Source organism: Enterobacter cloacae complex sp. IR5458, assembly GCF_049238025.1.
GTDB lineage: Bacteria > Pseudomonadota > Gammaproteobacteria > Enterobacterales > Enterobacteriaceae > Enterobacter > Enterobacter kobei.
This window is the reverse complement of sequence record NZ_JBMKIF010000016.1, coordinates 80293-105067: the sequence shown is the minus strand read 5'-3', so window position 1 is coordinate 105067 and position 24775 is coordinate 80293. Positions and strand designations below refer to the sequence as shown.

Genomic DNA, 24775 nt, shown 5'->3' with positions numbered 1-24775 from the left:
GGGTAGTTACTGTGGAGTGTCCACCGCTGTGTCCATCAAGAAGATTTAATCCGCATAGCGAGTAAATAAATTCATACATATGAAGAACATAAGAAATTTCTCCATCATTGCTCACATTGACCACGGTAAGTCGACGCTGTCTGACCGTATTATCCAGATTTGCGGTGGCCTGTCTGATCGTGAAATGGAAGCCCAGGTTCTGGACTCCATGGACCTGGAACGCGAACGCGGTATCACCATTAAGGCGCAAAGCGTTACGCTGGATTACAAAGCGGCTGATGGTGAAACCTATCAACTGAACTTTATCGACACCCCAGGCCACGTTGACTTCTCCTATGAAGTATCACGCTCGCTGGCGGCCTGTGAAGGTGCGCTGCTGGTCGTCGATGCCGGGCAGGGTGTTGAAGCCCAGACCCTGGCAAACTGCTATACCGCGATGGAAATGGATCTCGAGGTTGTGCCGGTTCTGAATAAAATCGACCTGCCAGCTGCCGATCCTGAACGCGTCGCGGAAGAGATTGAAGATATTGTCGGCATTGACGCGACGGATGCCGTGCGCTGCTCCGCGAAAACCGGTGTGGGCGTGACCGATGTGCTGGAACGCCTGGTGCGTGACATCCCGGCCCCGGAAGGTGACCCGGATGGCCCACTGCAGGCGCTGATCATCGACTCCTGGTTCGATAACTACCTTGGTGTTGTCTCTCTGGTGCGTATTAAAAACGGCACCATGCGTAAAGGCGACAAAATCAAGGTGATGAGTACCGGACAGGTCTACAACGCCGACCGTCTGGGTATCTTTACGCCAAAACAGGTTGACCGTACCGAGCTGAAATGCGGCGAGGTAGGCTGGCTGGTTTGTGCCATTAAAGACATCCTCGGCGCGCCAGTGGGCGATACTCTGACCGGTGCGCGTAACCCGGCAGATAAAGCGCTGCCAGGCTTTAAAAAGGTGAAACCGCAGGTTTACGCGGGTCTGTTCCCGGTCAGCTCAGATGACTATGAAAACTTCCGTGATGCGCTCGGTAAACTGAGCCTGAACGATGCTTCCCTGTTCTACGAGCCAGAAAGCTCAACGGCGCTGGGCTTCGGTTTCCGCTGTGGCTTCCTCGGCCTGCTGCACATGGAGATCATTCAGGAGCGTCTGGAACGTGAATACGATCTGGATCTGATCACCACCGCACCGACCGTTGTGTATGAGGTAGAAACCACCTCGAAAGAAGTGATCTACGTCGATAGCCCGTCCAAGCTGCCGCCGCTGAACAATATCCACGAACTGCGTGAGCCGATTGCAGAGTGTCACATGTTGCTGCCACAGGAGTTCTTGGGCAACGTCATTACACTGTGTATTGAGAAGCGTGGCGTGCAGACCAACATGGTCTACCACGGTAACCAGGTGGCGCTGACCTATGAAATCCCGATGGCGGAAGTGGTACTCGACTTCTTCGATCGCCTGAAGTCTACCTCCCGTGGCTATGCGTCCCTGGATTACAACTTCAAGCGTTTCCAGGCCTCCAACATGGTGCGTGTGGACGTGCTGATCAACGGTGAGCGTGTGGATGCGTTGGCCCTGATCACCCACAACGACAATGCGCCGTACCGTGGTCGCGAGCTGGTTGAGAAAATGAAAGATCTGATCCCGCGTCAGCAGTTCGACATCGCGATTCAGGCGGCCATTGGTAACCACATTATCGCGCGTTCTACGGTGAAACAGCTCCGTAAAAACGTTCTGGCGAAGTGCTACGGCGGTGACGTCAGTCGTAAGAAAAAGCTGCTGCAGAAGCAGAAAGAAGGTAAGAAGCGTATGAAGCAGGTCGGTAACGTTGAGCTGCCACAGGAAGCATTCCTTGCCATTCTTCATGTTGGTAAAGACGGCAAATAACCTTTAAGGAGTTGGCATGGCGAACATGTTTGCCCTGATCCTGGTCATTGCTACCCTGGTGACAGGTCTGCTGTGGTGTCTGGATAAGTTTATCTTCGTCCCAAAACGCCGTGAGCGTCAGGCTGCCGCACAGGCAGCCGCTGGCGATCAGCTGGATGCGAAAACCCTGAAAAAAGTCGGCCCGAAACCGGGCTGGCTGGAAACGGGCGCCTCGGTATTCCCGGTGCTGGCCATTGTGCTGGTGGTGCGATCGTTTATTTACGAGCCGTTCCAGATCCCATCCGGTTCAATGATGCCAACGCTGCTGATTGGTGATTTTATTCTGGTAGAGAAGTTTGCCTACGGCATTAAAGATCCTATCTACCAGAAAACGCTGATCGAAACCGGTCATCCGAAGCGTGGCGACATCGTGGTGTTCAAATACCCGGAAGATCCGCGTCTGGACTACATCAAGCGTGCGGTTGGCCTGCCGGGTGATAAAGTGACCTACGATCCGGTCGCCAAGGAAGTTACCGTTCAGCCTGGCTGCAGTTCTGGCACCGCGTGTGAAAACGCACTGCCCATCACCTACTCAAACGTTGAGCCGAGTGATTTTGTGCAGACCTTTGCCCGTCGTAACGGCGGTGAAGCGACCAGCGGGTTCTTCCAGGTGCCAAAAGGCGAAACCAAAGAGAACGGTATTCGTCTGGTCGAGCGCAAAGAGACGCTGGGTGATGTGACTCACCGTATCCTCACGGTGCCAATCGCGCAGGATCAGGTGGGTATGTATTATCAGCAGCCGGGTCAGCAGCTGGCGAGCTGGATTGTACCGCCGGGACATTACTTCATGATGGGTGATAACCGCGATAATTCTGCGGACAGTCGTTACTGGGGCTTTGTGCCGGAAGCGAATTTGGTCGGTAAAGCCACCGCAATCTGGATGAGTTTTGAGAAACAGGAAGGCGAATGGCCGACCGGTGTACGCCTGAATCGCATTGGCGGAATCCATTAATTCTCAATAAATGAACGCGTAGCCGCTTTAATTAGCGGCTACGTGAATTATTTCCTCGATAAATCTCTTTGAACTAACGACATCCCCTGTCGTTGTGTATAGAATATTCCCCCGAAGTTTAAGGTTGGCCCTGCAAGGGTGCCACGGCACACGAAACCGCGTTGGTTTTCTCAGGTCGGTTTCGTGTGCTGCATTTTTGACGCATTCATTTATTGGTATCGCATGAACCCCATCGTAATTAATCGGCTTCAACGGAAGCTGGGCTACACTTTTCATCATCAGGAGTTGTTGCAACAGGCATTAACCCACCGCAGTGCCAGCAGCAAGCATAATGAGCGTCTTGAGTTTTTAGGCGACTCAATTTTAAGTTTCGTGATTGCGAATGCGCTTTATCATCGTTTCCCGCGTGTTGACGAGGGGGATATGAGCCGCATGCGTGCCACGCTGGTTCGGGGGAATACCCTTGCGGAAATCGCGCGCGAATTTGAACTGGGCGAATGTCTGCGTCTTGGGCCGGGTGAACTGAAAAGCGGCGGCTTCCGTCGTGAATCTATTCTTGCCGATACGGTCGAAGCATTAATTGGTGGTGTGTTCCTGGACAGCGATATCCAGACCGTAGAAAAGCTGATCCTCAACTGGTATCAGAGCCGTCTGGACGAAATCAGCCCGGGCGATAAACAAAAAGATCCGAAAACGCGTCTGCAGGAATATTTGCAGGGCCGTCATCTGCCGCTGCCATCTTATCTGGTGGTGCAGGTACGTGGTGAAGCGCACGATCAGGAATTTACCATCCATTGCCAGGTCAGTGGCCTGAGTGAACCGGTGGTGGGCACAGGTTCAAGCCGTCGTAAGGCTGAACAGGCTGCCGCCGAACAGGCGTTAAAAATGCTGGAGCTGGAATGAGCGAAGAAAAAACGTATTGCGGATTTATTGCCATCGTCGGACGTCCGAACGTCGGCAAATCCACCCTGCTGAATAATCTGCTTGGGCAGAAGATTTCTATTACCTCGCGTAAGGCGCAGACCACGCGTCACCGCATTGTCGGCATCCATACTGAAGGCGCGTATCAGGCGATCTACGTCGATACTCCGGGCCTGCACATGGAAGAGAAGCGTGCCATTAACCGTCTGATGAACAAAGCGGCGAGCAGCTCGATTGGTGATGTAGAACTGGTCATTTTCGTTGTGGAAGGCACCCGCTGGACGCCGGACGACGAAATGGTACTGAACAAGCTACGTGACGGCAAAACGCCGGTCATCCTCGCGGTCAATAAAGTTGACAACGTGCAGGAAAAGGCTGACCTGCTGCCGCATCTTCAGTGGCTGGGCAGCCAGATGAACTTCCTCGATATCGTTCCGCTGTCTGCAGAGACTGGCCTGAACGTCGATACCATCGCGGGCATCGTGCGTAAGCATCTTCCGGAAGCGATTCATCACTTCCCGGAAGACTACATCACCGATCGTTCTCAGCGCTTTATGGCGTCTGAAATCATCCGTGAAAAGCTGATGCGTTTCCTGGGCGCGGAACTGCCGTACTCTGTGACGGTGGAGATCGAGCGTTTCCAGACCAACGAGCGCGGCGGCTACGACATTAACGGCCTGATCCTCGTTGAGCGTGAGGGGCAGAAGAAGATGGTGATCGGCAACAAAGGTGCCAAGATCAAAACCATCGGTATTGAAGCCCGTAAAGACATGATGGAGATGTTTGAGGCGCCGGTTCACCTGGAGCTGTGGGTGAAAGTGAAATCTGGCTGGGCCGATGATGAGCGTGCTCTGCGCAGCCTCGGTTACGGCGAAGACCAGTAACCTAAGACGACGAGTATGATGGAAGGATGGCAGCGCGCCTTCGTCCTGCATAGTCGTCCCTGGAGCGAAACCAGCCTGATGCTGGACGTCTTCACGGAAGAGTCCGGTCGCGTGCGCCTTGTAGCGAAAGGCGCACGTTCCAAACGTTCTAATCTGAAAGGTGCCCTACAGCCTTTCACGCCGCTGCTGGTCCGCTTTGGTGGGCGAGGGGAAGTGAAAACCCTGCGCAGCGCTGAAGCCGTCTCCCTGGCGCTTCCTCTTTCTGGTATCACCCTGTACAGCGGTCTGTATGTCAATGAACTCATCTCACGGGTTCTTGAACATGAGACTCGCTTCTCTGAACTTTTCTTCGATTATCTGCACTGTATCCAGGCCCTCGCAGGGGCAACCGGCACGCCTGAACCTGCCTTGCGACGTTTTGAACTGGCGCTGCTGGGGCATCTGGGATACGGCGTCGATTTTCTGCATTGTGCGGGAAGCGGAGACGAGGTCGAAGACGCGATGACCTACCGCTATCGGGAAGAAAAAGGGTTTATCGCCAGTATCGTGATTGATAACAGTACCTTTACCGGGCGCCAGCTTCGGGCGCTTTATGCGCGCGAGTTTCCCGATCAGGACACCCTGCGCGCAGCAAAACGCTTTACCCGGATCGCCCTCAAGCCGTATCTTGGCGGCAAGCCCTTAAAGAGCCGCGAATTATTCAGGCAGTTTATGCCAAAACGTTAACGTTGCCCTCTCCCGGAGGGGGAAGGGAAATGAACCAAAATACCGAGGATTGTCATGGCTGAATTACTGTTAGGCGTCAATATTGATCACATTGCCACGCTGCGTAACGCACGCGGCACGGCTTATCCCGATCCGGTTCAGGCGGCATTTATCGCCGAACAGGCTGGCGCCGACGGCATTACCGTTCACCTGCGTGAAGACCGCCGCCACATCACCGACCGCGACGTGCGTATTCTGCGTCAGACGCTGGATACGCGCATGAATCTGGAGATGGCGGTCACGGAAGAGATGCTGGCCATTGCCTGCGAGACTCAACCCCATTTCTGCTGCCTGGTGCCGGAAAAGCGTCAGGAAGTGACCACCGAAGGCGGTCTGGATGTGGCTGGGCAGATCGATAAAATGCGCGATGCCTGCAAACGTCTGGCGGATGCCGGTATCCTGGTTTCCCTGTTTATCGATGCCGACTTCGCGCAGATCAAAGCCGCAGCGGACGTTGGCGCGCCGTATATCGAAATTCACACTGGCTGCTATGCCGATGCCAAAAACGATGCTGAGCAAGCCAAAGAGCTGGAGCGTATTGCCAAAGCGGCCACCTACGCGGCGAGCCTGGGGCTGAAGGTTAACGCCGGACACGGCCTGACCTACCATAACGTTAAGGCTATCGCTGCCCTGCCGGAGATGCATGAGCTGAATATCGGTCATGCGATTATTGGTCGTGCGGTGATGAGCGGCCTGAAAGAGGCGGTCTCAGAAATGAAACGCCTGATGCTGGAAGCGCGTCAGTAATGGCCATTCTGGGCTTAGGCACTGATATCGTTGAGATAGCCCGCATAGAAGCGGTGATCGCCCGTAGCGGCGAGCGCCTGGCAAGACGCGTGCTCAGCGATAACGAATGGGCCATCTGGGAAGCGCATCAGCAGCCGGTGCGCTTTCTGGCAAAACGTTTTGCGGTAAAAGAGGCGGCAGCCAAAGCGTTCGGTACGGGCATTCGTAACGGCCTGGCGTTTAATCAGTTTGAAGTATTTAACGACGAACTGGGCAAGCCGCGCCTGCGGTTATGGGGCGAGGCGCAAAAGCTTGCGGAGAAACTGGGCGTGAATCACATGCATGTGACGCTCGCGGACGAACGTCACTACGCCTGCGCAACGGTGATTATTGAAAGCTAGAGTTTGTCCGCGTGGTGCAGCAAGACAAACTTATCCCACAGCTGCTCTTCACTCTCAACGTGTGCCGGATCCTTCAGGATGGTATTCGGGATCGGGCACACTTTCTGACAGGTCGGCGTTTCATAGTGGCCGACGCATTCGGTGCAGCGGTCGCTGTTAATCTCATAAATGCTGTCGCCCATCGAAATCGCCTGGTTCGGGCATTCCGGTTCGCACATATCGCAATTGATGCATTTTTTGGTAATTAACAGCGCCATCAGGAAATTCTCAGAAACATCACAAACAGGGCGGGCATTATACGCTCATTCCTTACTCAGACCAGTTTTTTTACCAGCTCTTCACTATGGCGAATGCGCTCTGGCGCCCGCTCTAAATCCTGCTGCACCAGCGCCATAAACAGCAGGTCCGTCAGCATCATTTGCGCACTGGTTGACGAGATCGCCGCGCTGCGCGTGGCCTGCTCTTCGGCAATGGTATACAGACAGCGCGTGGCCCGCTGTTGCAGGGCATTCGGGGTGAACCCGGTGATGGCGAGGATTTTGCCGCCGACGCGCAGCACTTCGTCCGTTGCCATGTTAATCTCGCGGCGCTCACCGGAATAGGAGATGGCCAGCAGCAGATCTTCAGGATCCATCGCCTGCACGGTCGCCAGCAGGGCGTGCATATCCTGCTCGACAATCGCGTTAAAACCGATTTTGGTCAGCTTCCAGCCAAAATTACGCGCCACCAGGCCGGATGCGCCAATACCGGTTAAAATAATACGCCGCGCCGCTCGCAGCATCGCCACGCTTTCCAGTAACTTCTCTTCGGTATTCACGTCGAGGGTGGCATGCATGGCCGCAACGTTCTCTTTTATCAGCTTTTCCCCGACCACACGCATTGGATCATCCCCGCGGATCTGGTTATGCACCGGCATAGATTGCGGGTTGGGATTACTCACCAGCGCTTCGCTAATTGCCAGCTTAAGGGCAGGGAAGCCTTTAAAACCGATCTTCTGGGCAAATTTCACCACGCTTGACTGACTTACCCCGGCTTCGCTTGCCAGCTGTTGCGAGCTGAGATGACGGGCGCGGTCAGGCTGAGAAAGCAGAAAGTCCGCCAGTTTTTTGTCGCTTTGAGCAAAGCCGGCGTAGCGCTGGCGAATGCGAATTAAACAGTTCATAAGTACTCCCGGCGGAAATGTGATTGTCTACGCAAATACGAATTTTGCTCGCCTGAATGAATTTTATATTCCATTATAGTGTGATTATTATGAATTAAAAATTCTTGAGGTACAAAAAATGAATCTTGGCTCACTTGTTTCTGAAACGCGTAACCCGCAAACCATGGATCTGGATGCGCTCTCTACTCTGGAGCTGGTTAACCGCTTTAATCAACAGGATACGCTGGTCGCGCAGGCAGTGAAAGAGACATTACCTGAGGTAGCGAAAGCGGTCGATGCGGCGGCGGAAGCCCTCAAAGCGGGTGGCCGCATTATCTACATGGGCGCCGGTACCAGCGGCCGTCTCGGCGTGCTGGACGCCTCCGAATGTCCGCCAACGTTTGGTGTGCCGCATGGGCTGGTGGTCGGGTTGATTGCGGGGGGGCCTGGTGCACTGCTGAAAGCCGTTGAAGGGGCGGAAGATAACAAACAGCTGGGTGAGGATGACCTGAAGGCACTTACTCTGACGGCGAAGGATCTGGTCGTCGGGCTGGCGGCATCCGGGCGCACGCCGTACGTCATTGGCGGTCTGGAATACGCCAACCAGACCGGCTGCACGACGGTCGCCATCTCCTGTAACCCCGGCTCTCCAATCGCTCAGGTGGCCGCCATCGCCATCTCCCCGGTTGTCGGGCCAGAAGCGCTCACCGGCTCCACGCGCCTGAAATCCGGTACCGCGCAAAAGCTGGTGCTCAATATGATCTCCACCGGTGCGATGGTGAAGTTCGGCAAGGTGTATCAGAACCTGATGGTGGATATGCAGGCCACTAACGTCAAGCTGGTGGACAGAGCCTGCCGTATGGTGATGGAGGCGACAGGCGCAAGCCGTGAAGAGGCAGAAGCGGTCCTCCAACAGACCGATCACGATGTTAAACCCGCCATATTGATGATCTTAAGTGGGCTGGATGCGGCGGCCGCGCGAGCCAGACTCGATGCGCATAATGGCTTCTTACGGGCGGCATTAGAAAACTAACAGAGGCGTGTATGGACAAAACAGCAGCGCTCGCCAGCGATATCCTGCGAGGGATCGGCGGAGAAGAGAATATTCAGCGTCTGGAAAACTGCATGACGCGCGTGCGTGTCGAGGTGCATAACGACGACCAGCTGGATGTGCCGGGCCTGAAGAAGCTTTCCGGCGTCAGCGGTTACGTGAAGCAGGGGCAGCAACACCAGCTGATCGTCGGGCCGGGGAAAGCGGCGCAGGTGGTTGATGCCATGCGCGCGCTGATGGGCGGCGGCGCGAGTGTGACGCTCGACGATGCTGCGCGCACCAAAGCGCAGGCGAAGGCGAAATACAAAGCCCCCATGAGCGACGCGCTACGACAGCTGGCAAATGTCTTTATCCCGCTGATCCCGGCGTTTATTGCTTCCGGCTTGATCACCGGGATTATCAATATTCTCAAGCGTCCGGATATCGTCGGGGACTTTGCCACCCAGTATCCGAACCTGTTGGGTATTCTGGGGATCTTCGGCAGCGCGGTGTTTGCCATTATGAACATTCTGGTCGGGGTGAATACCGCCAAAGTGTTTGGCGGTTCGCTGGCGATGGGGGGCGTGATGGCGGGCATTCTCTCCAGCCCGCAGCTGGCGCAAATTACGCTGTTTGGCGAGGCGCTCCAGCCTGGTCGCGGCGGGGTGATTGCCGTGCTGCTGGTGGTCATCCTGATGTGCTGGATTGAGAAAAGACTTCGCGCGGTATTGCCCGGCTCGATTGAACTCATCCTCAACCCCCTGCTGACCACGTTAATTACCGGTAGTGTGGCGATTGTGGTTCTTCAGCCATTAGGGGGATGGATCTCTGATGCCATCGCTCATGGCGCGTCTCTGGCCATTGACCGCGGCGGTTTGTTAGTGGGGGCGGTGCTGTCAGGCACCTTCCTGCCGCTGGTGCTGACCGGTCTGCATCAGGGACTGGTGCCGATCCACGTCGAACTGGTGCAGGCGCACGGTTACAACGCGCTGTTGCCTATACTCTCAATGGCGGGAGTGGGGCAGGTCGGTGCGGCGATTGCCGTACTGCTGAAAACCCGCAACGCACGCCTGAAAAAAGTGATTAAAGGCGCGCTTCCGGTTGGATTGCTCGGCATTGGCGAACCGCTGATTTTTGGCGTCACGTTGCCGCTGGGTAAACCGTTCCTGGCTGCCTGTCTGGGCGGCGCGGTCGGCGGGGCGCTCATCAGCTACTGGAAAGTTGCTACCGTCATTACGTTTGGTCTCTCCGGTTTGCCGCTGGCGTTAACTATCGTGACCGGAAAAGTGATGCTCTATCTGTTAGGCTATTCTGTAGCGGTGATCGCCGGGTTCCTGTTTACCTGGCTGTTAGGATTCAACGACCCAGAGGAGTAAGGTTTGGCAAATCACGAGCGTCGCGTTGTCTTTTTCGATCTGGATGGAACGCTGCATCAGCAGGATATGTTTGGTACGTTTATGCGCTACCTGCTGCGGCGCCAGCCTCTGAATGCGCTGCTCGTCTTACCGCTGTTACCGGCGATTGGCATCGCGCTGCTGGTGAAAGGCCGGGCGGCGCGCTGGCCGATGAGCCTGCTGCTCTGGGGATGTACGTTTGGCCACAGCGAAGCGCGGCTCAAACAGCTAGAAAAGGAGTTTGCGCACTGGTTTCGCGGTCATGTCGCCGCGTTCCCGGTTGTACAGGCGCGCCTCACCAGTTACCTCGACGCCAACGATGCCGACATCTGGTTGATCACGGGCTCCCCGCAGACGCTGGTTGAACAGGTTTATTTTGATACGCCCTGGCTGCCGCGCGTGAATCTTATCGCCACACAAATTGCCCGTGGTTACGGAGGCTGGGTACTGAGTATGCGCTGTCTGGGGCATGAAAAAGTGGTGCAGCTGGAGAAACGCATCGGCACGCCGCTGCGTCTTTACAGCGGCTACAGCGACAGCAAACAGGACAACCCGCTGCTCTATTTTTGCCAGCATCGCTGGCGCGTCACGCCCGCAGGCGAACTTCAGCAACTCGAATAGTCTTATCTATAGCGGGTGTGTATAATGCCGCCCGCTTTTAGACTGGAGTATCAACCGTTGTGCAACCCTGAACGCGATCATGAATACTGGATGCGCCATGCGCTTACGCTTGCCCAGCGCGCCTGGGACGAGGGAGAAGTGCCCGTGGGTGCCGTGCTTGTCCACAATAACCAGGTGATAGGGGAAGGGTGGAACCGCCCGATTGGCCGTCACGATCCGACTGCGCACGCTGAAATCATGGCCCTTCGTCAGGGCGGAATGGTGCTGCAAAACTATCGTCTGCTTGATACCACGCTGTATGTCACGCTTGAGCCGTGCGTGATGTGTTCCGGCGCGATGGTGCACAGCCGGATTGGTACGCTGGTCTTTGGTGCGCGGGATGAAAAAACCGGTGCGGCCGGTTCTCTGCTGGACGTGCTGGGTCATCCAGGGATGAATCACCAGGTGAAAACTATCGGTGGGGTACTTGCACCAGCGTGTTCGGCGCTATTAAGCGATTTCTTTCGAATGCGCCGTCAGCAGAAAAAGCAACAAAAGGCAGAATTGAAGTTGTCGGACGATTAAGCTCGTCCGGCGCCACAACCGGATAACTCTCAGCCAGCTGTCTTGCCTCTGTCGCCTCTTTTTCTTTCTCGAGCAGATAGCCGACCAGGCTAATCTGATACTTACGGATATTTTCCACGTAGGCGTAGGCTTCATGTCCGCGCGCGTAGCCGTAAGTCAGCTTGTTATACCACGGCTTCTGGCTTAGCAGCGGTAGACGTTGCTTTACGTCTGACCAGCTGTCCGGGTTACCTTTCGTTTTCGCGGTCAGCGCCCGCGCGTCAAGCATATGCGCGTAGCCCATATTGTAGGCTGCCAGCGCAAACCAGATCCGTTCCTCTTCCGGCACCGTTTCCGGCACTTTGGCCATCATATCCTGAAGATAGCGAGCCCCGCCGCTGATGCTCTGTTCCGCATCGGTACGGTCATTCACGCCCAGGCTCAGCGCGGTATTTTTGGTTAACATCATTAAGCCACGCACGCCGGTCGGTGAGGTGGCCTGGGTGTCCCAGTGGGACTCCTGATACGAAATAGCCGCCAGCAGTTTCCAGTCAATCTCCTGGGCGTATTTTTCGAATAATGGCTGCAGGTCTGGCAGGACGCTATCTACCGCGCGCAGGAAGCTGCGGGTGTCAACATAGTCAAAGTCATCACCGTGGCCGAGATATTTTTCCTCCAGCCGCGCCAGCGTGCCGTCTTCATTGATGGTGTTATAGAAATCGAGCATGGCCGCAGAAAGAGTCTGATCGTCATCGAGCTGGCTAAACCAGGTCACCGGCTGCTCGTCGGTAACGTCGAGCGCTACGGCAATTTCAGGATGCACGCGCTGGAACAGACTGATCGCAACCGAATCGGCAATGGTGTAGGGCAGTTTCTGATCTTTTACCTGCTCCAGCAGCTCCGTTGTGCCCAGTTTCGGATCAACCTTCCAGCTCAGGTCGGGGTATTTCTTCTCTTTCAGCTCACGCAGATCCTCAATCACCACATGGCCGGGCGCAATGGTCAGCTGTTGATCGTTAATGGAGGCCAGCGTGCGTGGCCGCAGACTCCCGACGCGATAGACCAGCTGTTGCGAAACGGAGTAATAGGTCGGGCCCGGTTGATAGTTTTTGCTACGCTCACTGTTATAGACCAGACCGGCTGCCAGTATGTCGGCATCGTTGTTATCAAGGTCGTCGAACAGCTGATTGATATTCTGGCGAACGGTAATTTTAAGCTTCACGCCAAGATAATCGGCGAACTGCTGCGCCAGTTCATAATCAAGGCCAATAATTTTGCCGTTAATGTCGCTGTAAATCAGCGGAGAGTTGAGCGTACTGACGCGCAGCTCCCCCCGCTCCTGAATGGCGGCGATACGGTTTTCGGCTTTGCCGAACCAGGGGATGGAAGGCCAGAGGGCCACTGCCAGCAGCAACGTAACAATGCCGATGAGCAGATAATTAATCTTTAATTTTTTCAATTAGTTAATTCTCTGCGACGCCGGTTGCCTCAGTATGCTGTAGCCATGTTTGATAATCAGGTTTGCCATTGAATGAGCGGCATTTTGCGTAAACTTGCGCCACTTGGCAACCAATTAGAGAGACAGGTCACATCTATTGCTAAATGTCTCCGCCAATTTTATTTCCACGCAAACGGTTTCGTCGGCGCTCAGGATTCTCTATAATGACGCCCGTTTTCCCCCCTTGCGCACACTGAAAGCGCCCCGGCGCTTCGAAGACGAGAGACTTATGATGGAAATTCTGCGTGGTTCGCCTGCACTGTCTGCCTTCCGTATTAACAAACTGCTGGCACGTTTTCAGGCGGCCGACCTTCCGGTAAGCAATATTTACGCTGAGTATGTCCATTTTGCTGACCTGAATGCCCCCCTGAATGCAGAGGAGCGCGTACAGCTGGAACGCCTGCTCAAGTATGGCCCAAATCTGAGTAGCCATACGCCAACCGGCAAACTGATCCTTGCGACGCCGCGTCCGGGCACCATCTCCCCCTGGTCTTCTAAAGCCACCGACATTGCCCACAACTGCGGCCTGAGCCAGATTAACCGTCTGGAGCGCGGCGTGGCCTACTACGTTGACGCCCCGACCCTGAGCGACGCGCAGTGGCAGGCGGTTGCCGCCGAGCTGCATGACCGCATGATGGAAAGCGTGTTTGCTTCTCTTGATGACGCACAGAAGCTCTTCTCCCACCATCAGCCTGCGCCGGTACAAAGCGTAGACCTGCTGGGGCAGGGCCGTCAGGCGCTGATTGACGCTAACCTGCGTCTCGGCCTGGCGCTGGCAGAAGACGAAATCGACTACCTGCAGGATGCGTTTGTTAAGCTGAACCGCAACCCGAACGACATCGAGCTCTACATGTTCGCGCAGGCCAACTCCGAGCACTGCCGCCATAAAATTTTCAACGCCGACTGGATTATTGACGGCGAACAGCAGCCTAAATCGCTGTTCAAAATGATCAAAAATACCATGGAGCAAACCCCCGACCACGTGCTGTCTGCCTATAAAGACAATGCCGCGGTGATGGAAGGCTCCGAGGTTGGGCGCTATTTTGCCGACCACGCTACCGGTCGTTACGACTTCCATCAGGAGCCTGCGCATATCCTGATGAAAGTGGAAACCCACAACCACCCGACGGCAATTTCCCCGTGGCCGGGTGCGGCCACCGGTTCAGGCGGTGAAATCCGTGATGAAGGTGCAACGGGACGTGGTGCGAAACCAAAAGCGGGCCTGGTTGGTTTCTCCGTCTCCAACCTGCGCATCCCGGGCTTTGAGCAGCCATGGGAAGAGGATTTCGGCAAGCCAGAGCGCATTGTGACCGCGCTGGATATCATGACCGACGGTCCACTGGGCGGTGCGGCATTCAACAACGAATTTGGCCGTCCGGCACTGAACGGCTACTTCCGTACCTATGAAGAGAAAGTGGACAGTCACAACGGCGAAGAGCTGCGTGGCTATCACAAACCGATCATGCTGGCGGGGGGGATCGGCAATATCCGTGCCGATCACGTCCAGAAAGGCGAGATCGTGGTTGGCGCGAAGCTGATCGTGCTGGGCGGCCCGGCGATGAACATCGGCCTGGGCGGCGGCGCGGCATCCTCCATGACCTCCGGTCAGTCTGATGCGGATCTCGACTTTGCTTCCGTTCAGCGCGACAACCCGGAAATGGAGCGTCGCTGCCAGGAAGTCATCGACCGCTGCTGGCAGCTGGGCGACGCGAACCCGATTCTCTTTATCCATGACGTGGGCGCGGGCGGTCTGTCTAACGCCATGCCGGAGCTGGTGAGCGATGGCGGTCGCGGTGGCCGCTTCAACCTGCGCGATATCCTGAGCGATGAGCCAGGCATGAGCCCGCTGGAGATCTGGTGTAACGAATCCCAGGAACGTTATGTTCTGGCGGTTGCAGCGGATCAACTGCCGCTGTTTGACGAGCTGTGCCGCCGCGAGCGCGCGCCGTATGCCGTCATCGGCGAAGCGACCGAAGAGAAGCACCTGACCCTGAGCGATACCCATTTCGACAACCAGCCGATCGATCTGCCGCTGGACGTTTTGCTCGGTAAAACGCCGAAGATGACCCGCGACGTGCAAACGCGTAAAGCAGCGGGCAAAGCGCTGGATCGCCAGGGCATCACCGTTGCAGAAGCGGTTAACCGCGTGCTGCACCTGCCGGCGGTGGCAGAGAAAACCTTCTTGGTCACCATTGGCGACCGTACCGTAACCGGTATGGTCTCGCGCGATCAGATGGTCGGCCCGTGGCAGATCCCGGTCGCGAACTGTGCCGTAACCACCGCGAGTCTCGACAGCTACTACGGTGAAGCGATGGCCCTGGGCGAACGCACGCCTGTGGCGCTGCTGGACTTCGCCGCGTCCGCCCGCCTGGCTGTAGGTGAAGCGCTGACCAACATTGCCGCGACGCAGATTGGCGATATCAAACGTATCAAGCTCTCCGCTAACTGGATGGCCGCTGCCGGTCACCCTGGCGAGGATGCGGGCCTGTATGAAGCCGTGAAAGCGGTGGGCGAAGAGCTGTGTCCTGCGCTTGGGCTGACCATTCCGGTGGGCAAAGACTCCATGTCGATGAAAACCCGCTGGCAGGAAGGCAACGAGCAGCGCGAGATCACTTCTCCGCTGTCGCTGATCATCTCCGCCTTTGCGCGCGTGGAAGACGTACGTCACACCGTGACGCCGCAGCTCGTGACCGAAGACAATGCCCTGTTGCTGATTGACCTGGGTAAAGGTCACAACGCGCTGGGTGCCACGGCGCTGGCGCAGGTTTATCGTCAGCTGGGTGATACACCGGCCGATGTGCGTGACGTGGCCCAGTTAAAAGGCTTCTACGATGCAATTCAGGCGCTGGTGGCGCAGCGTAAGCTGCTGGCCTACCACGACCGCTCCGACGGCGGCCTGCTGGTCACGCTGGCAGAGATGGCCTTCACCGGCCACTGTGGTGTGGAGGCGAATATTGCCTCTCTGGGTGAAGACCGCCTGGCAGCGCTGTTCAATGAAGAGCTGGGCGCGGTGATTCAGGTGCGTGCGGCAGACCGCGATGCGGTTGAAGCCATTCTTGCGCAGCACGGTCTGGCAGACTGCGTACATTATCTGGGTAAAGCCGTACAGGGCGACCGCTTTGTCATTGAAGCTGACGGTCATGCCGTCTTCAGCGAAAGCCGCACCACGCTGCGTATGTGGTGGGCGGAAACGACCTGGCAGATGCAGCGCCTGCGTGATAACCCGGAATGTGCCGATCAGGAGCATAACGCGAAGGCTAACGACAGCGATCCAGGCCTGAACGTGAAGCTCACCTTCGACATCAACGAAGACATCGCCGCGCCGTACATTGCGACGGGTGCACGTCCGAAGGTGGCCGTGCTGCGCGAGCAGGGCGTTAACTCCCACGTTGAAATGGCGGCTGCCTTCCACCGTGCGGGCTTTGACGCCATTGACGTTCACATGAGCGATCTGCTGGCCGGGCGTACCGGTCTGGAAGATTTCCAGGCGCTGGTGGCCTGCGGTGGTTTCTCTTACGGTGACGTACTGGGCGCCGGTGAAGGCTGGGCGAAGTCCATTCTGTTTAACAGCCGCGTGCGCGACGAGTTCGAAACCTTCTTCCACCGTCCGCAAACGCTGGCGCTGGGCGTGTGTAACGGTTGCCAGATGATGTCCAACCTGCGCGAGCTTATCCCGGGCAGCGAAGCCTGGCCGCGCTTTGTGCGTAACCAGTCTGACCGCTTTGAAGCGCGCTTCAGCCTGGTGGAAGTGACACAAAGCCCATCTCTGCTGCTGCAGGGCATGGTCGGATCACAGATGCCAATCGCCGTGTCCCACGGTGAAGGTCAGGTAGAAGTGCGTGATGCAGCACATCTGGCTCAGCTTGAAAGCAAAGGTCTGGTGGCGCTGCGCTTTGTCGATAACTTCGGCAAGGTCACCGAAACCTATCCGGCTAACCCGAACGGCTCGGTCAACGGTATTACGGCAGTCACCAGCGAAAGTGGTCGTGCAACCATTATGATGCCGCACCCGGAGCGCGTGTTCCGTACCGTGAGCAACTCCTGGCACCCGGAAAACTGGGGCGAGGACAGCCCGTGGATGCGTATCTTCCGCAATGCGCGTAAACAGTTGGGTTAAGATGTAAAGCAGGTACCTTCCAGGCCCGGTAAGCGTAGCGCACCGGGCTTTTTTATGTGTGTCGCAAAATTGCGACAAAGACGGTTTGCGACTGTCTCCAAAAGGAGACATTTAACTCATTGATTTATATATGCCAGAACAGGTTCCTGTTAGGGTGTTGCTTAATAGCGACACTTAGCCTGGAAATCATTCAAACGACAATGAACAGGTGAACTTGATGAAAGGTATATATATCAATGGGTTAATGTTTTGTTTTGCATTCTGGCACGGGTGTTGCATAATATTAACCAGTGGCTCATTCACCTTCTTATGTCAGCCCCTTCGGGACGTGCTACATAAACTTCGAATGACGCACAAAAAGGTGCCTGCCGTCCAACTACTGATCATAGCGATGCTTTATCAGGCCAGGGCGAAACGTCGAGTTAGGCACCGCCTTATTCCATAACAAAGCCGGGTTTTTACCCGGCTTTGTTGTATCTGAAGGGCAGACTCAGTTACGCTCTGCGTAAACCCCCATGAAGAGAGTAATGCGTTGAAACGCTGGCCCGTTTTTCCCCGCTCCCTGCGACAGCTCGTGATGATGGCCTTCCTGCTAATCCTGCTGCCATTGCTGATCCTCGCCTGGCAGGCGTGGCAAAGCCTTAACGCGCTGAGCGCTCAGGCCGCACTGACTAACCGCACCACGCTTATCGACGCCAGACGCAGTGAAGCGATGACCAACGCCGCGCTGGAGATGGAGCGTAGCTATCGCCAGTACTGCGTGCTTGACGATCGGACGCTGGAAAAGGTTTACCAGAGTCAGCGCAAGCGCTACAGCGAGATGCTGGACGCGCATGCGGGCGTGTTGCCCGACGACAAGCTGTATCAGGCATTGCGTCAGGATCTGAACGATCTTGCGCAGCTGCAATGCCACAATAGCGGGCCGGATGCCGCCGCCGCCGCGCGTCTTGAAGCGTTTGCTGCCGCCAACACCGAGATGGTGCAGTCAACCCGCACGGTCATTTTCTCTCGCGGTCAGCAGCTGCAGCAGGAGATAGCCGAACGCGGGCAGTTCTTCGGCTGGCAGGCACTGGTGCTTTTCCTGGTGAGTCTCGGGCTGGTTCTGCTCTTTACCCGTATGATCATCGGCCCGGTGAAGGGCATTCAGCGTATGATCAACCGTCTTGGAGAGGGGAAATCGCTCGGGGATTCGGTTTCCTTTAAAGGCCCGCGCGAGCTGCGCTCCGTTGGTCAGCGTATTATCTGGCTGTCTGAGCGTCTGGCGTGGCTGGAATCCCAGCGTCATCAGTTCCTGCGCCATATTTCCCATGAACTGAAAACGCCGCTCGCCAGCATGCGTGAAGGAACGGAGCTGCTGGCAGATGAGGTGGCAGGGCCGCTAACGCCAGAACAGAAAGAAATTGTTGAGATTCTGGATGCCAGCAGCCGCAACCTGCAAAAGCTGATTGAACAGCTGCTGGATTACAACCGCAAGCTGGCTGACGGGGCGGTCGTTCTTGAAGAGGTCGAGATTGCGCCGCTGGTGGATATGGTGATCTCCGCCCATAGCTTGCCAGCAAGAGCTAAAATGATGCATACCGGGGTGGAATTGAGTGCGCCTGCCTGTCTCGCTGAACCGATGCTTTTAATGAGCGTTCTGGATAATCTTTACTCCAATGCGGTGCACTATGGTACTGAATCCGGTAACATTTATATCCGAAGTTATACGATGGGTTCCCGGGTGTTTATTGACGTCGCTAACACCGGCACCCCGATCCCTGATGACGAAAAAACCATGATCTTCGAACCCTTTTTCCAGGGGAGTCATCAGCGGAAGGGTGCGGTAAAAGGAAGTGGTCTGGGCTTAAGCATCGCCCGGGACTGCATACGACGCATGCAGGGTGAGCTAAACATTGCCACGGACGAACGTGCGGATGTTTGCTTCCGTATTGAACTGCCCCTGAGCCGGAAAAACCAATAAAATGAATCTAAGTCTGGTGAGTATGTCACACGTCTTTTTCCGCGCCGTACGCGCGGTGTTTTCCAGCAACACATTTCGCCTGGGTTTACCTTGTTTATTTCTGGCAGGGTGCGTTTCCCATGCGCCACAAAGTGCGATAAGCGGTAAACAAGAAGATAAATGGCCGGATAACCAGCTGGCGGATTTCCTCTCTACCCGCTGTGACGACATCTGGAATTTGTCAGGGCATGATGTCGAAAATAATCCGCTGTTCTGGCTGCGCGGAATAGATTGTGCCCAGCGTCTTGCGCCGGTGGACGCCCGTTCGAAAGCGGCGATGCTGGATGACGACACCTGGCAGGACGCTTTCAAGCGTGGAATTCTACTGGCTGATGCGAAAATCACCCCCGTCGAACGCCGGGCTAATGTGACCCGGCTGGATACCTTTACGACCGCGCTCCCGGTACAGGTACGACCGGTATACCAGCTCTGGCGGGATGGTCAGACCTTACAGCTTCAGCTGTCTGAAGAGCGTTCTCGCTACAGCAAGCTCCAGCAGTCCACCGACAGCGAACTTGATACGCTGCGTCAACAGCAACAGCATTTACGCACTCAGCTGGATACCACGACGCGCAAGCTGGAAAACCTGACCGATATCGAAAGACAGCTCTCGTCGCGCAAATATCAGCCTGGTAGCGCATCCGCAGCACCGGACAGCGACACGCAGAAACAAGAGGATGTGAAGCATGACGAGCCGTAAACCTGCCCATCTCTTACTGGTGGATGACGACCCCGGGCTGTTAAAGCTGCTGGGGATGCGTCTGGTGAGTGAAGGCTACAGCGTAGTGACTGCGGAAAGCGGACAGGAAGGGCTGAAAGTCCTTAGCCGCGAGAAAATTGATCTGGTCATCAGCGATCTGCGGATGGACGAAATGGACGGTCTGCAGCTGTTCGCGGAGATCCAGAAGCAGCAGCCGGGCATGCCGGTGATTATCCTGACGGCACACGGGTCAATTCCGGATGCCGTCGCCGCAACCCAGCAGGGCGTATTCAGCTTCCTCACCAAGCCGGTAGATAAAGACGCACTCTACAAAGCCATCGACAGCGCGCTGGAGCACGCGGCACCCTCTGGCGACGACGCATGGCGTGAATCCATTGTGACCCGCAGCCCGATCATGCTACGTCTGCTTGAGCAGGCGCGGATGGTCGCCCAGTCCGACGTCAGCGTGCTGATTAACGGCCAGAGCGGAACCGGGAAAGAGATCCTGGCGCAGGCGATCCACAACGCCAGCCCGCGCAGCAAAAATGCCTTTATTGCCATTAACTGCGGCGCGCTTCCGGAACAATTGCTTGAGTCCGAACTGTTTGGTCATGCCCGTGGCGCCTTCACCGGCGCGGTAAGCAGCCGGGAAGGGCTGTTCCAGGCCGCGGAAGGCGGCACGCTGTTCCTCGACGAGATTGGTGATATGCCTGCGCCGCTACAGGTCAAACTGCTGCGCGTGCTTCAGGAGCGTAAAGTGCGCCCGCTGGGCAGCAACCGCGATATTGATATTAACGTACGAATTATTTCCGCCACTCACCGCGACTTACCAAAAGTGATGGCGCGCAACGAGTTTCGTGAAGACCTCTACTACCGTCTGAACGTGGTGAATCTCAAAATCCCGGCACTGGCGGAGCGTGCCGAAGACATTCCGCTGCTGGCGAATCACCTGTTGCGTCAGGCAGCCGATCGCCATAAACCGTTTGTCCGCGCGTTTTCCACCGATGCGATGAAACGGCTGATGGCGGCCAGCTGGCCGGGTAACGTTCGCCAGCTGGTAAACGTGATTGAGCAGTGTGTGGCGTTGACGTCATCGCCCGTTATCAGCGATGCGCTGGTGGAGCAGGCGCTGGAAGGGGAAAACACGGCCTTGCCGACGTTCGCCGAAGCGCGTAACCAGTTCGAGCTGAACTATCTGCGCAAGCTGCTGCAGATCACCAAAGGCAACGTGACCCACGCAGCGCGAATGGCCGGACGCAACCGCACCGAGTTTTACAAGCTGCTCTCACGCCACGAGCTGGAAGCAAACGATTTTAAAGAGTAATGCCGTATGGTACTGTGAGCAATCGATTACGAGGCAGCTTACAGGCAAGCGTTTAAGGACCCACCATGAAAAAGATTGATGCGATTATTAAACCTTTCAAACTGGATGATGTGCGTGAAGCGCTGGCGGAAGTCGGCATCACCGGGATGACCGTGACGGAAGTGAAAGGTTTTGGTCGTCAGAAAGGCCACACCGAGCTTTATCGTGGCGCAGAGTACATGGTCGACTTTCTGCCGAAAGTGAAAATTGAAATCGTGGTCAGCGATGACATCGTCGATACCTGCGTGGATACCATCATCCGCACGGCGCAGACGGGCAAAATTGGCGACGGTAAAATCTTCGTCTTTGACGTGGCGCGCGTAATCCGTATCCGTACCGGCGAAGAAGACGACGCCGCGATTTAACGATGCCAACGGTTTTGAAGGCCGGGTAAGGCGTAGCCGCCACCCGGCGAAAAAAAAGCCCCTCGTTCGAGGGGCTTTTTGCATTACAGCACTTTATGCGGGCCGAAACATTCGTAATGAATGTTGTCTTTATTCACACCCAGCGCCACCAGCTGCTTCGCGGCATATTGCATAAACGCCACCGGTCCGCAGACGTAGAACTGCATATCCGGCGCGCTGAACGCCCCTTCATGCTGGCTTAAATTCATCAACCCTTCGCTGTCAAAACGTGCGGCTGCGCGGTCTGCTTCCGTTGGCAGGCGATACCAGGTATGCGCGGTGAAGCGGGGCAGCGTCGCGCCCAGCGTTTTCACTTCGTCCGCAAAGGCATGCACATCGCCGTTCTCTGCGGCATGGAACCAGTTGACCTGTGCGCTGTGGTTTGCTTTCGCCAGCGTATCCAGCATCGCCAGCATTGGCGTTTGGCCGACACCAGCCGAGATCAGCGTTACCGGGGTAGTAGCGTCTACCGCCATGAAGAAGTCCCCCGCCGGTGCGGCCAGGTGAACGACGTCACCCACGCTGGCTTCGTTATGCAGCCAGCTGGAAACCTGACCGCCGTCCTCGCGTTTCACCGCAATGCGATAGCCTTTGCCGCTGGGTTTGCGGGTCAGGGAATACTGGCGGATCTCCTGATGCGGAAAACCTTCAGGCTTCAGCCACACGCCCAGATATTGGCCTGGCTGATAATCCGCTACCGGCTGACCATCCACCGGTTCAAATTCAAAACTGGTGATCAATGCGCTGCGCGGTGTTTTCTCAACGATGCGGAAGGCGCGCGTGCCTTCCCAGCCGCCGTTCTTGCTGGCGTTTTCACTATAGATCTGCGCTTCACGGTTGATGAAGACGTTTGCCAGCACGCCGTAGGCTTTACCCCAGGCGTCCAGTACCTCCTGGCCCGGGCTGAACATTTCGTCCAGCGTTGCCAGCAGGTGGCCGCCGACAATATTGTACTGCTCGGGTTTGATCTGGAAGCTGGTGTGCTTCTGCGCGATTTTTTCCACCGCAGGCAGTAATGCCGCCAGGTTTTCAATGTTGCTGGCGTAGGCCGCGATGGCGTTGAACAGGGCTTCACGCTGATCGCCATTACGCTGGTTACTCATGTTGAAAATCTCTTTCAACTCTGGGTTATGCGTGAACATGCGATCGTAAAAATGAGCGGTGAGTTTAGGACCGGTTTCCACCAGCAGGGGGATGGTGGCTTTAACGGTAGCGATGGTTTGAGCGTCGAGCATGAGCGCGTCCTTTTGATTTAACTTTAATGATGTATTTTAAATGCATCTTATAAAAAATACCCCGGCGTTGTAAATGGTTCTTTGCAAGATGAAAAATATGCATCACAAACCTGAAAAGAAATCCGTTGAAACAGGGGAGCGCTTTATTCCTCAAACCCTTGCGTGGCGTGAAGGAAAACGTTTGCGTAAAATCGTTTGTCAAGACCTGTTATCACAGAACTATTCAGTTATACTGTTGCCCGTCGTCCAACAGGACTGCCTTTTCAGGCCAAAATTTACTTGTTAGCTGAGTCAGGAGATGCGGATGTTAAAGCGTGAAATGAACATTGCCGATTATGATGCCGAACTGTGGCAGGCTATGGAGCAGGAAAAAGTACGTCAGGAAGAGCACATCGAACTGATCGCCTCCGAAAACTACACCAGCCCGCGCGTCATGCAGGCACAGGGTTCTCAGCTGACCAACAAATACGCTGAAGGTTATCCAGGCAAGCGCTACTACGGCGGTTGCGAGTACGTTGATATCGTTGAGCAGCTGGCAATCGACCGTGCGAAAGAACTCTTTGGCGCTGACTACGCGAACGTGCAGCCGCACTCCGGCTCTCAGGCTAACTTCGCCGTTTACACCGCGCTGCTGCAGCCGGGCGATACGGTGCTGGGTATGAACCTGGCGCAGGGCGGCCACCTGACTCACGGCTCCCCGGTGAACTTCTCCGGCAAACTGTACAACATCATCCCTTACGGTATCGATGAGTCCGGTAAAATTGACTACGAAGACATGGCGAAGCAGGCTAAAGAGCATAAACCGAAGATGATCATCGGTGGCTTCTCTGCTTACTCCGGTATCGTTGACTGGGCAAAAATGCGTGAAATCGCAGACAGCATCGGTGCTTACCTGTTCGTCGACATGGCGCACGTAGCGGGTCTGATTGCCGCTGGCGTTTACCCGAACCCGGTTCCGCACGCTCACGTTGTGACCACCACTACCCATAAGACCCTGGCGGGTCCACGTGGTGGCCTGATCCTGGCGAAAGGCGGTGACGAAGAGCTGTACAAAAAACTGAACTCTGCCGTGTTCCCAAGCGCGCAGGGCGGCCCGCTGATGCACGTTATCGCGGCAAAAGCGGTAGCGCTGAAAGAAGCGATGGAGCCAGAGTTCAAGGTTTATCAGCAGCAGGTTGCTAAGAACGCCAAAGCGATGGTGGAAGTGTTCCTGAACCGTGGCTACAAAGTGGTTTCTGGCGGTACTGAAAACCACCTGTTCCTGCTGGATCTGGTTGATAAGAACCTGACCGGTAAAGAAGCTGACGCTGCCCTGGGCCGCGCTAACATCACCGTGAACAAAAACAGCGTGCCAAACGATCCGAAGAGCCCGTTCGTGACGTCCGGTATCCGTATCGGTTCTCCGGCTGTGACGCGTCGCGGCTTTAAAGAAGCGGAAGTGAAAGAGCTGGCTGGCTGGATGTGTGACGTTCTGGACAACATCAATGACGAAGCGGTTATCGAGCGCGTCAAAGGTAAAGTTCTGGATATCTGCGCACGCTTCCCGGTATACGCATAATTCCTCTGCTCAGCAGAACGTTAAAAGGCCGCGCGTGCGGCCTTTTTTTATGGCTTAACGGCGGTCAAGGGATATTGCGCCTGGACCTACAATCGCCAGCAATATAAATGCGCCCGCAATACTGACATTCTTGTAGAAATTAATCATATTCGGTACGACCGCGTCACCGGTCATATTCCAGTAATGGTGACCAATCACCGCCGTGCCCAGCGTGTAGAACACAAACAGCACGGCAAGAGGACGGGTGAAAAAGCCCAGTACGATCAGGATGGCGGCTGGCACCTCCATCACCACCGCAATAATGGCCGCCAGCATGGGCATCGGTGTCCCCAGCGAGGTCATATATTGTACGGTGCCGCTAAACCCCGTCAGTTTCGGATAACCAAAGATAATAAACAGGACGACAAGCGCGATACGGGCAATCAACAACAACAGATGGCGTGACTGACCAAAATCGAGATAACGTAGTGAGTTCATGGCAGAAAACCTCTGCAAGTGGAGTAATTTAAACGTAATACACATTTTCATTCCCTGCCATAAGCCTGACGACTGCACGATATGTTAATTTTTCGTTAATTTATAGCAGGCTATCTACTTGCTTAATT

The 24775-nt window shown here is 55.7% G+C and carries 22 protein-coding genes; 17 read left to right on the top strand and 5 right to left on the bottom strand.

Features of this window, described 5'->3' with window-relative positions; all coding sequences use genetic code 11:
- Positions 1-79 precede the first annotated feature (79 nt).
- The 7 genes from lepA to acpS all read left to right on the top strand — a co-directional run bounded on the left by lepA (position 80) and on the right by acpS (position 6567).
- A complete protein-coding gene (lepA, locus tag ACOTYN_RS14595; RefSeq protein ID WP_014884847.1) occupies positions 80-1879 on the top strand; it encodes a translation elongation factor 4 in 1800 nt (599 codons plus the stop codon).
- Between the two features lie 16 nt (positions 1880-1895).
- Positions 1896-2870, top strand: a complete 975-nt coding sequence (gene lepB, locus ACOTYN_RS14590; protein ID WP_071922985.1) for a signal peptidase I — start codon at positions 1896-1898, stop codon at positions 2868-2870.
- Positions 2871-3092: 222 nt separating this feature from the next.
- A complete protein-coding gene (rnc, locus tag ACOTYN_RS14585; protein WP_010434072.1) occupies positions 3093-3773 on the top strand; it encodes a ribonuclease III in 681 nt (226 codons plus the stop codon).
- Complete coding sequence (era, locus tag ACOTYN_RS14580; protein WP_006176722.1) at positions 3770-4675, top strand: GTPase Era; 906 nt, start codon at positions 3770-3772, stop codon at positions 4673-4675. Before rnc ends, era begins: the two co-directional genes overlap by 4 nt.
- 18 nt (positions 4676-4693) lie before the next feature.
- Entirely contained in the window at positions 4694-5401 is a 708-nt protein-coding gene (recO, locus tag ACOTYN_RS14575; RefSeq protein ID WP_023331096.1) for a DNA repair protein RecO, read from the top strand.
- Between the two features lie 54 nt (positions 5402-5455).
- On the top strand, positions 5456-6187 hold the full coding sequence (gene pdxJ / locus ACOTYN_RS14570) for a pyridoxine 5'-phosphate synthase (RefSeq protein WP_023331095.1): 732 nt from the start codon (positions 5456-5458) through the stop codon (positions 6185-6187).
- Positions 6187-6567: a holo-ACP synthase gene (acpS, locus tag ACOTYN_RS14565; protein ID WP_014884843.1), complete on the top strand. Its 381-nt coding sequence runs from the start codon at positions 6187-6189 to the stop codon at positions 6565-6567. The genes pdxJ and acpS overlap by 1 nt, the downstream gene beginning before the upstream one ends.
- On the opposite strand, the gene ACOTYN_RS14560 is transcribed toward acpS, so the two are convergent.
- The gene (locus ACOTYN_RS14560) at positions 6564-6824 is read right to left on the bottom strand and encodes a YfhL family 4Fe-4S dicluster ferredoxin (RefSeq protein ID WP_014884842.1); all 261 of its coding nucleotides are present in this window, start codon (positions 6822-6824) and stop codon (positions 6564-6566) included. The genes acpS and ACOTYN_RS14560 overlap by 4 nt on opposite strands.
- A gap of 56 nt (positions 6825-6880) precedes the next feature.
- On the bottom strand, positions 6881-7729 hold the full coding sequence (locus ACOTYN_RS14555) for a MurR/RpiR family transcriptional regulator (protein ID WP_014884841.1): 849 nt from the start codon (positions 7727-7729) through the stop codon (positions 6881-6883).
- A 118-nt stretch (positions 7730-7847) separates the two neighbouring features.
- Here ACOTYN_RS14555 and murQ point away from each other — a divergent pair, with 118 nt between their 5' ends.
- Genes murQ through tadA form a run of 4 tightly spaced genes read left to right on the top strand, consistent with a single transcriptional unit; the run spans position 7848 to position 11317 of the window.
- The gene (gene murQ, locus ACOTYN_RS14550) at positions 7848-8741 is read left to right on the top strand and encodes an N-acetylmuramic acid 6-phosphate etherase (RefSeq protein WP_047026896.1); all 894 of its coding nucleotides are present in this window, start codon (positions 7848-7850) and stop codon (positions 8739-8741) included.
- An 11-nt stretch (positions 8742-8752) separates the two neighbouring features.
- A complete protein-coding gene (locus ACOTYN_RS14545) occupies positions 8753-10114 on the top strand; it encodes a PTS transporter subunit EIIC (RefSeq protein ID WP_014884839.1) in 1362 nt (453 codons plus the stop codon).
- A 3-nt stretch (positions 10115-10117) separates the two neighbouring features.
- Positions 10118-10753, top strand: a complete 636-nt coding sequence (gene yfhb, locus ACOTYN_RS14540; RefSeq protein ID WP_023331092.1) for a phosphatidylglycerophosphatase C — start codon at positions 10118-10120, stop codon at positions 10751-10753.
- Positions 10754-10777: 24 nt separating this feature from the next.
- Positions 10778-11317, top strand: a complete 540-nt coding sequence (gene tadA, locus ACOTYN_RS14535) for a tRNA adenosine(34) deaminase TadA (protein WP_014884837.1) — start codon at positions 10778-10780, stop codon at positions 11315-11317.
- On the opposite strand, the gene mltF is transcribed toward tadA, so the two are convergent.
- The gene (gene mltF / locus ACOTYN_RS14530; protein ID WP_014884836.1) at positions 11205-12755 is read right to left on the bottom strand and encodes a membrane-bound lytic murein transglycosylase MltF; all 1551 of its coding nucleotides are present in this window, start codon (positions 12753-12755) and stop codon (positions 11205-11207) included. The genes tadA and mltF overlap by 113 nt on opposite strands.
- Positions 12756-13023: 268 nt before the next feature.
- Here mltF and purL point away from each other — a divergent pair, with 268 nt between their 5' ends.
- The 5 genes from purL to glnB all read left to right on the top strand — a co-directional run bounded on the left by purL (position 13024) and on the right by glnB (position 21338).
- On the top strand, positions 13024-16911 hold the full coding sequence (gene purL, locus ACOTYN_RS14525) for a phosphoribosylformylglycinamidine synthase (RefSeq protein ID WP_332958091.1): 3888 nt from the start codon (positions 13024-13026) through the stop codon (positions 16909-16911).
- Positions 16912-17443: 532 nt separating this feature from the next.
- Positions 17444-18871, top strand: a complete 1428-nt coding sequence (gene qseE / locus ACOTYN_RS14520) for a two component system sensor histidine kinase QseE/GlrK (protein WP_014884834.1) — start codon at positions 17444-17446, stop codon at positions 18869-18871.
- Position 18872: 1 nt separating this feature from the next.
- The gene (gene qseG, locus ACOTYN_RS14515) at positions 18873-19610 is read left to right on the top strand and encodes a two-component system QseEF-associated lipoprotein QseG (RefSeq protein ID WP_332958093.1); all 738 of its coding nucleotides are present in this window, start codon (positions 18873-18875) and stop codon (positions 19608-19610) included.
- The gene (gene glrR / locus ACOTYN_RS14510; RefSeq protein WP_014884832.1) at positions 19597-20934 is read left to right on the top strand and encodes a two-component system response regulator GlrR; all 1338 of its coding nucleotides are present in this window, start codon (positions 19597-19599) and stop codon (positions 20932-20934) included. Before qseG ends, glrR begins: the two co-directional genes overlap by 14 nt.
- Before the next feature lie 65 nt (positions 20935-20999).
- Positions 21000-21338, top strand: coding sequence for a nitrogen regulatory protein P-II (glnB, locus tag ACOTYN_RS14505; protein WP_003860685.1), 339 nt, complete (start codon positions 21000-21002; stop codon positions 21336-21338).
- Between the two features lie 83 nt (positions 21339-21421).
- Here glnB and hmpA read toward each other — a convergent pair whose 3' ends face one another.
- Positions 21422-22612 (bottom strand): NO-inducible flavohemoprotein, encoded by a 1191-nt coding sequence (gene hmpA / locus ACOTYN_RS14500; protein WP_050862349.1) that lies wholly within the window; start codon positions 22610-22612, stop codon positions 21422-21424.
- Between the two features lie 304 nt (positions 22613-22916).
- Between hmpA and glyA the strand changes: the two genes are divergently transcribed.
- Positions 22917-24170: a serine hydroxymethyltransferase gene (glyA, locus tag ACOTYN_RS14495; RefSeq protein WP_008502165.1), complete on the top strand. Its 1254-nt coding sequence runs from the start codon at positions 22917-22919 to the stop codon at positions 24168-24170.
- Positions 24171-24224: 54 nt separating this feature from the next.
- Here the strand turns inward: glyA and ACOTYN_RS14490 are convergent, their stop codons facing one another.
- Positions 24225-24647, bottom strand: a complete 423-nt coding sequence (locus ACOTYN_RS14490) for a DoxX family protein (protein ID WP_014884830.1) — start codon at positions 24645-24647, stop codon at positions 24225-24227.
- Between the last annotated feature and the right edge of the window lie 128 nt (positions 24648-24775).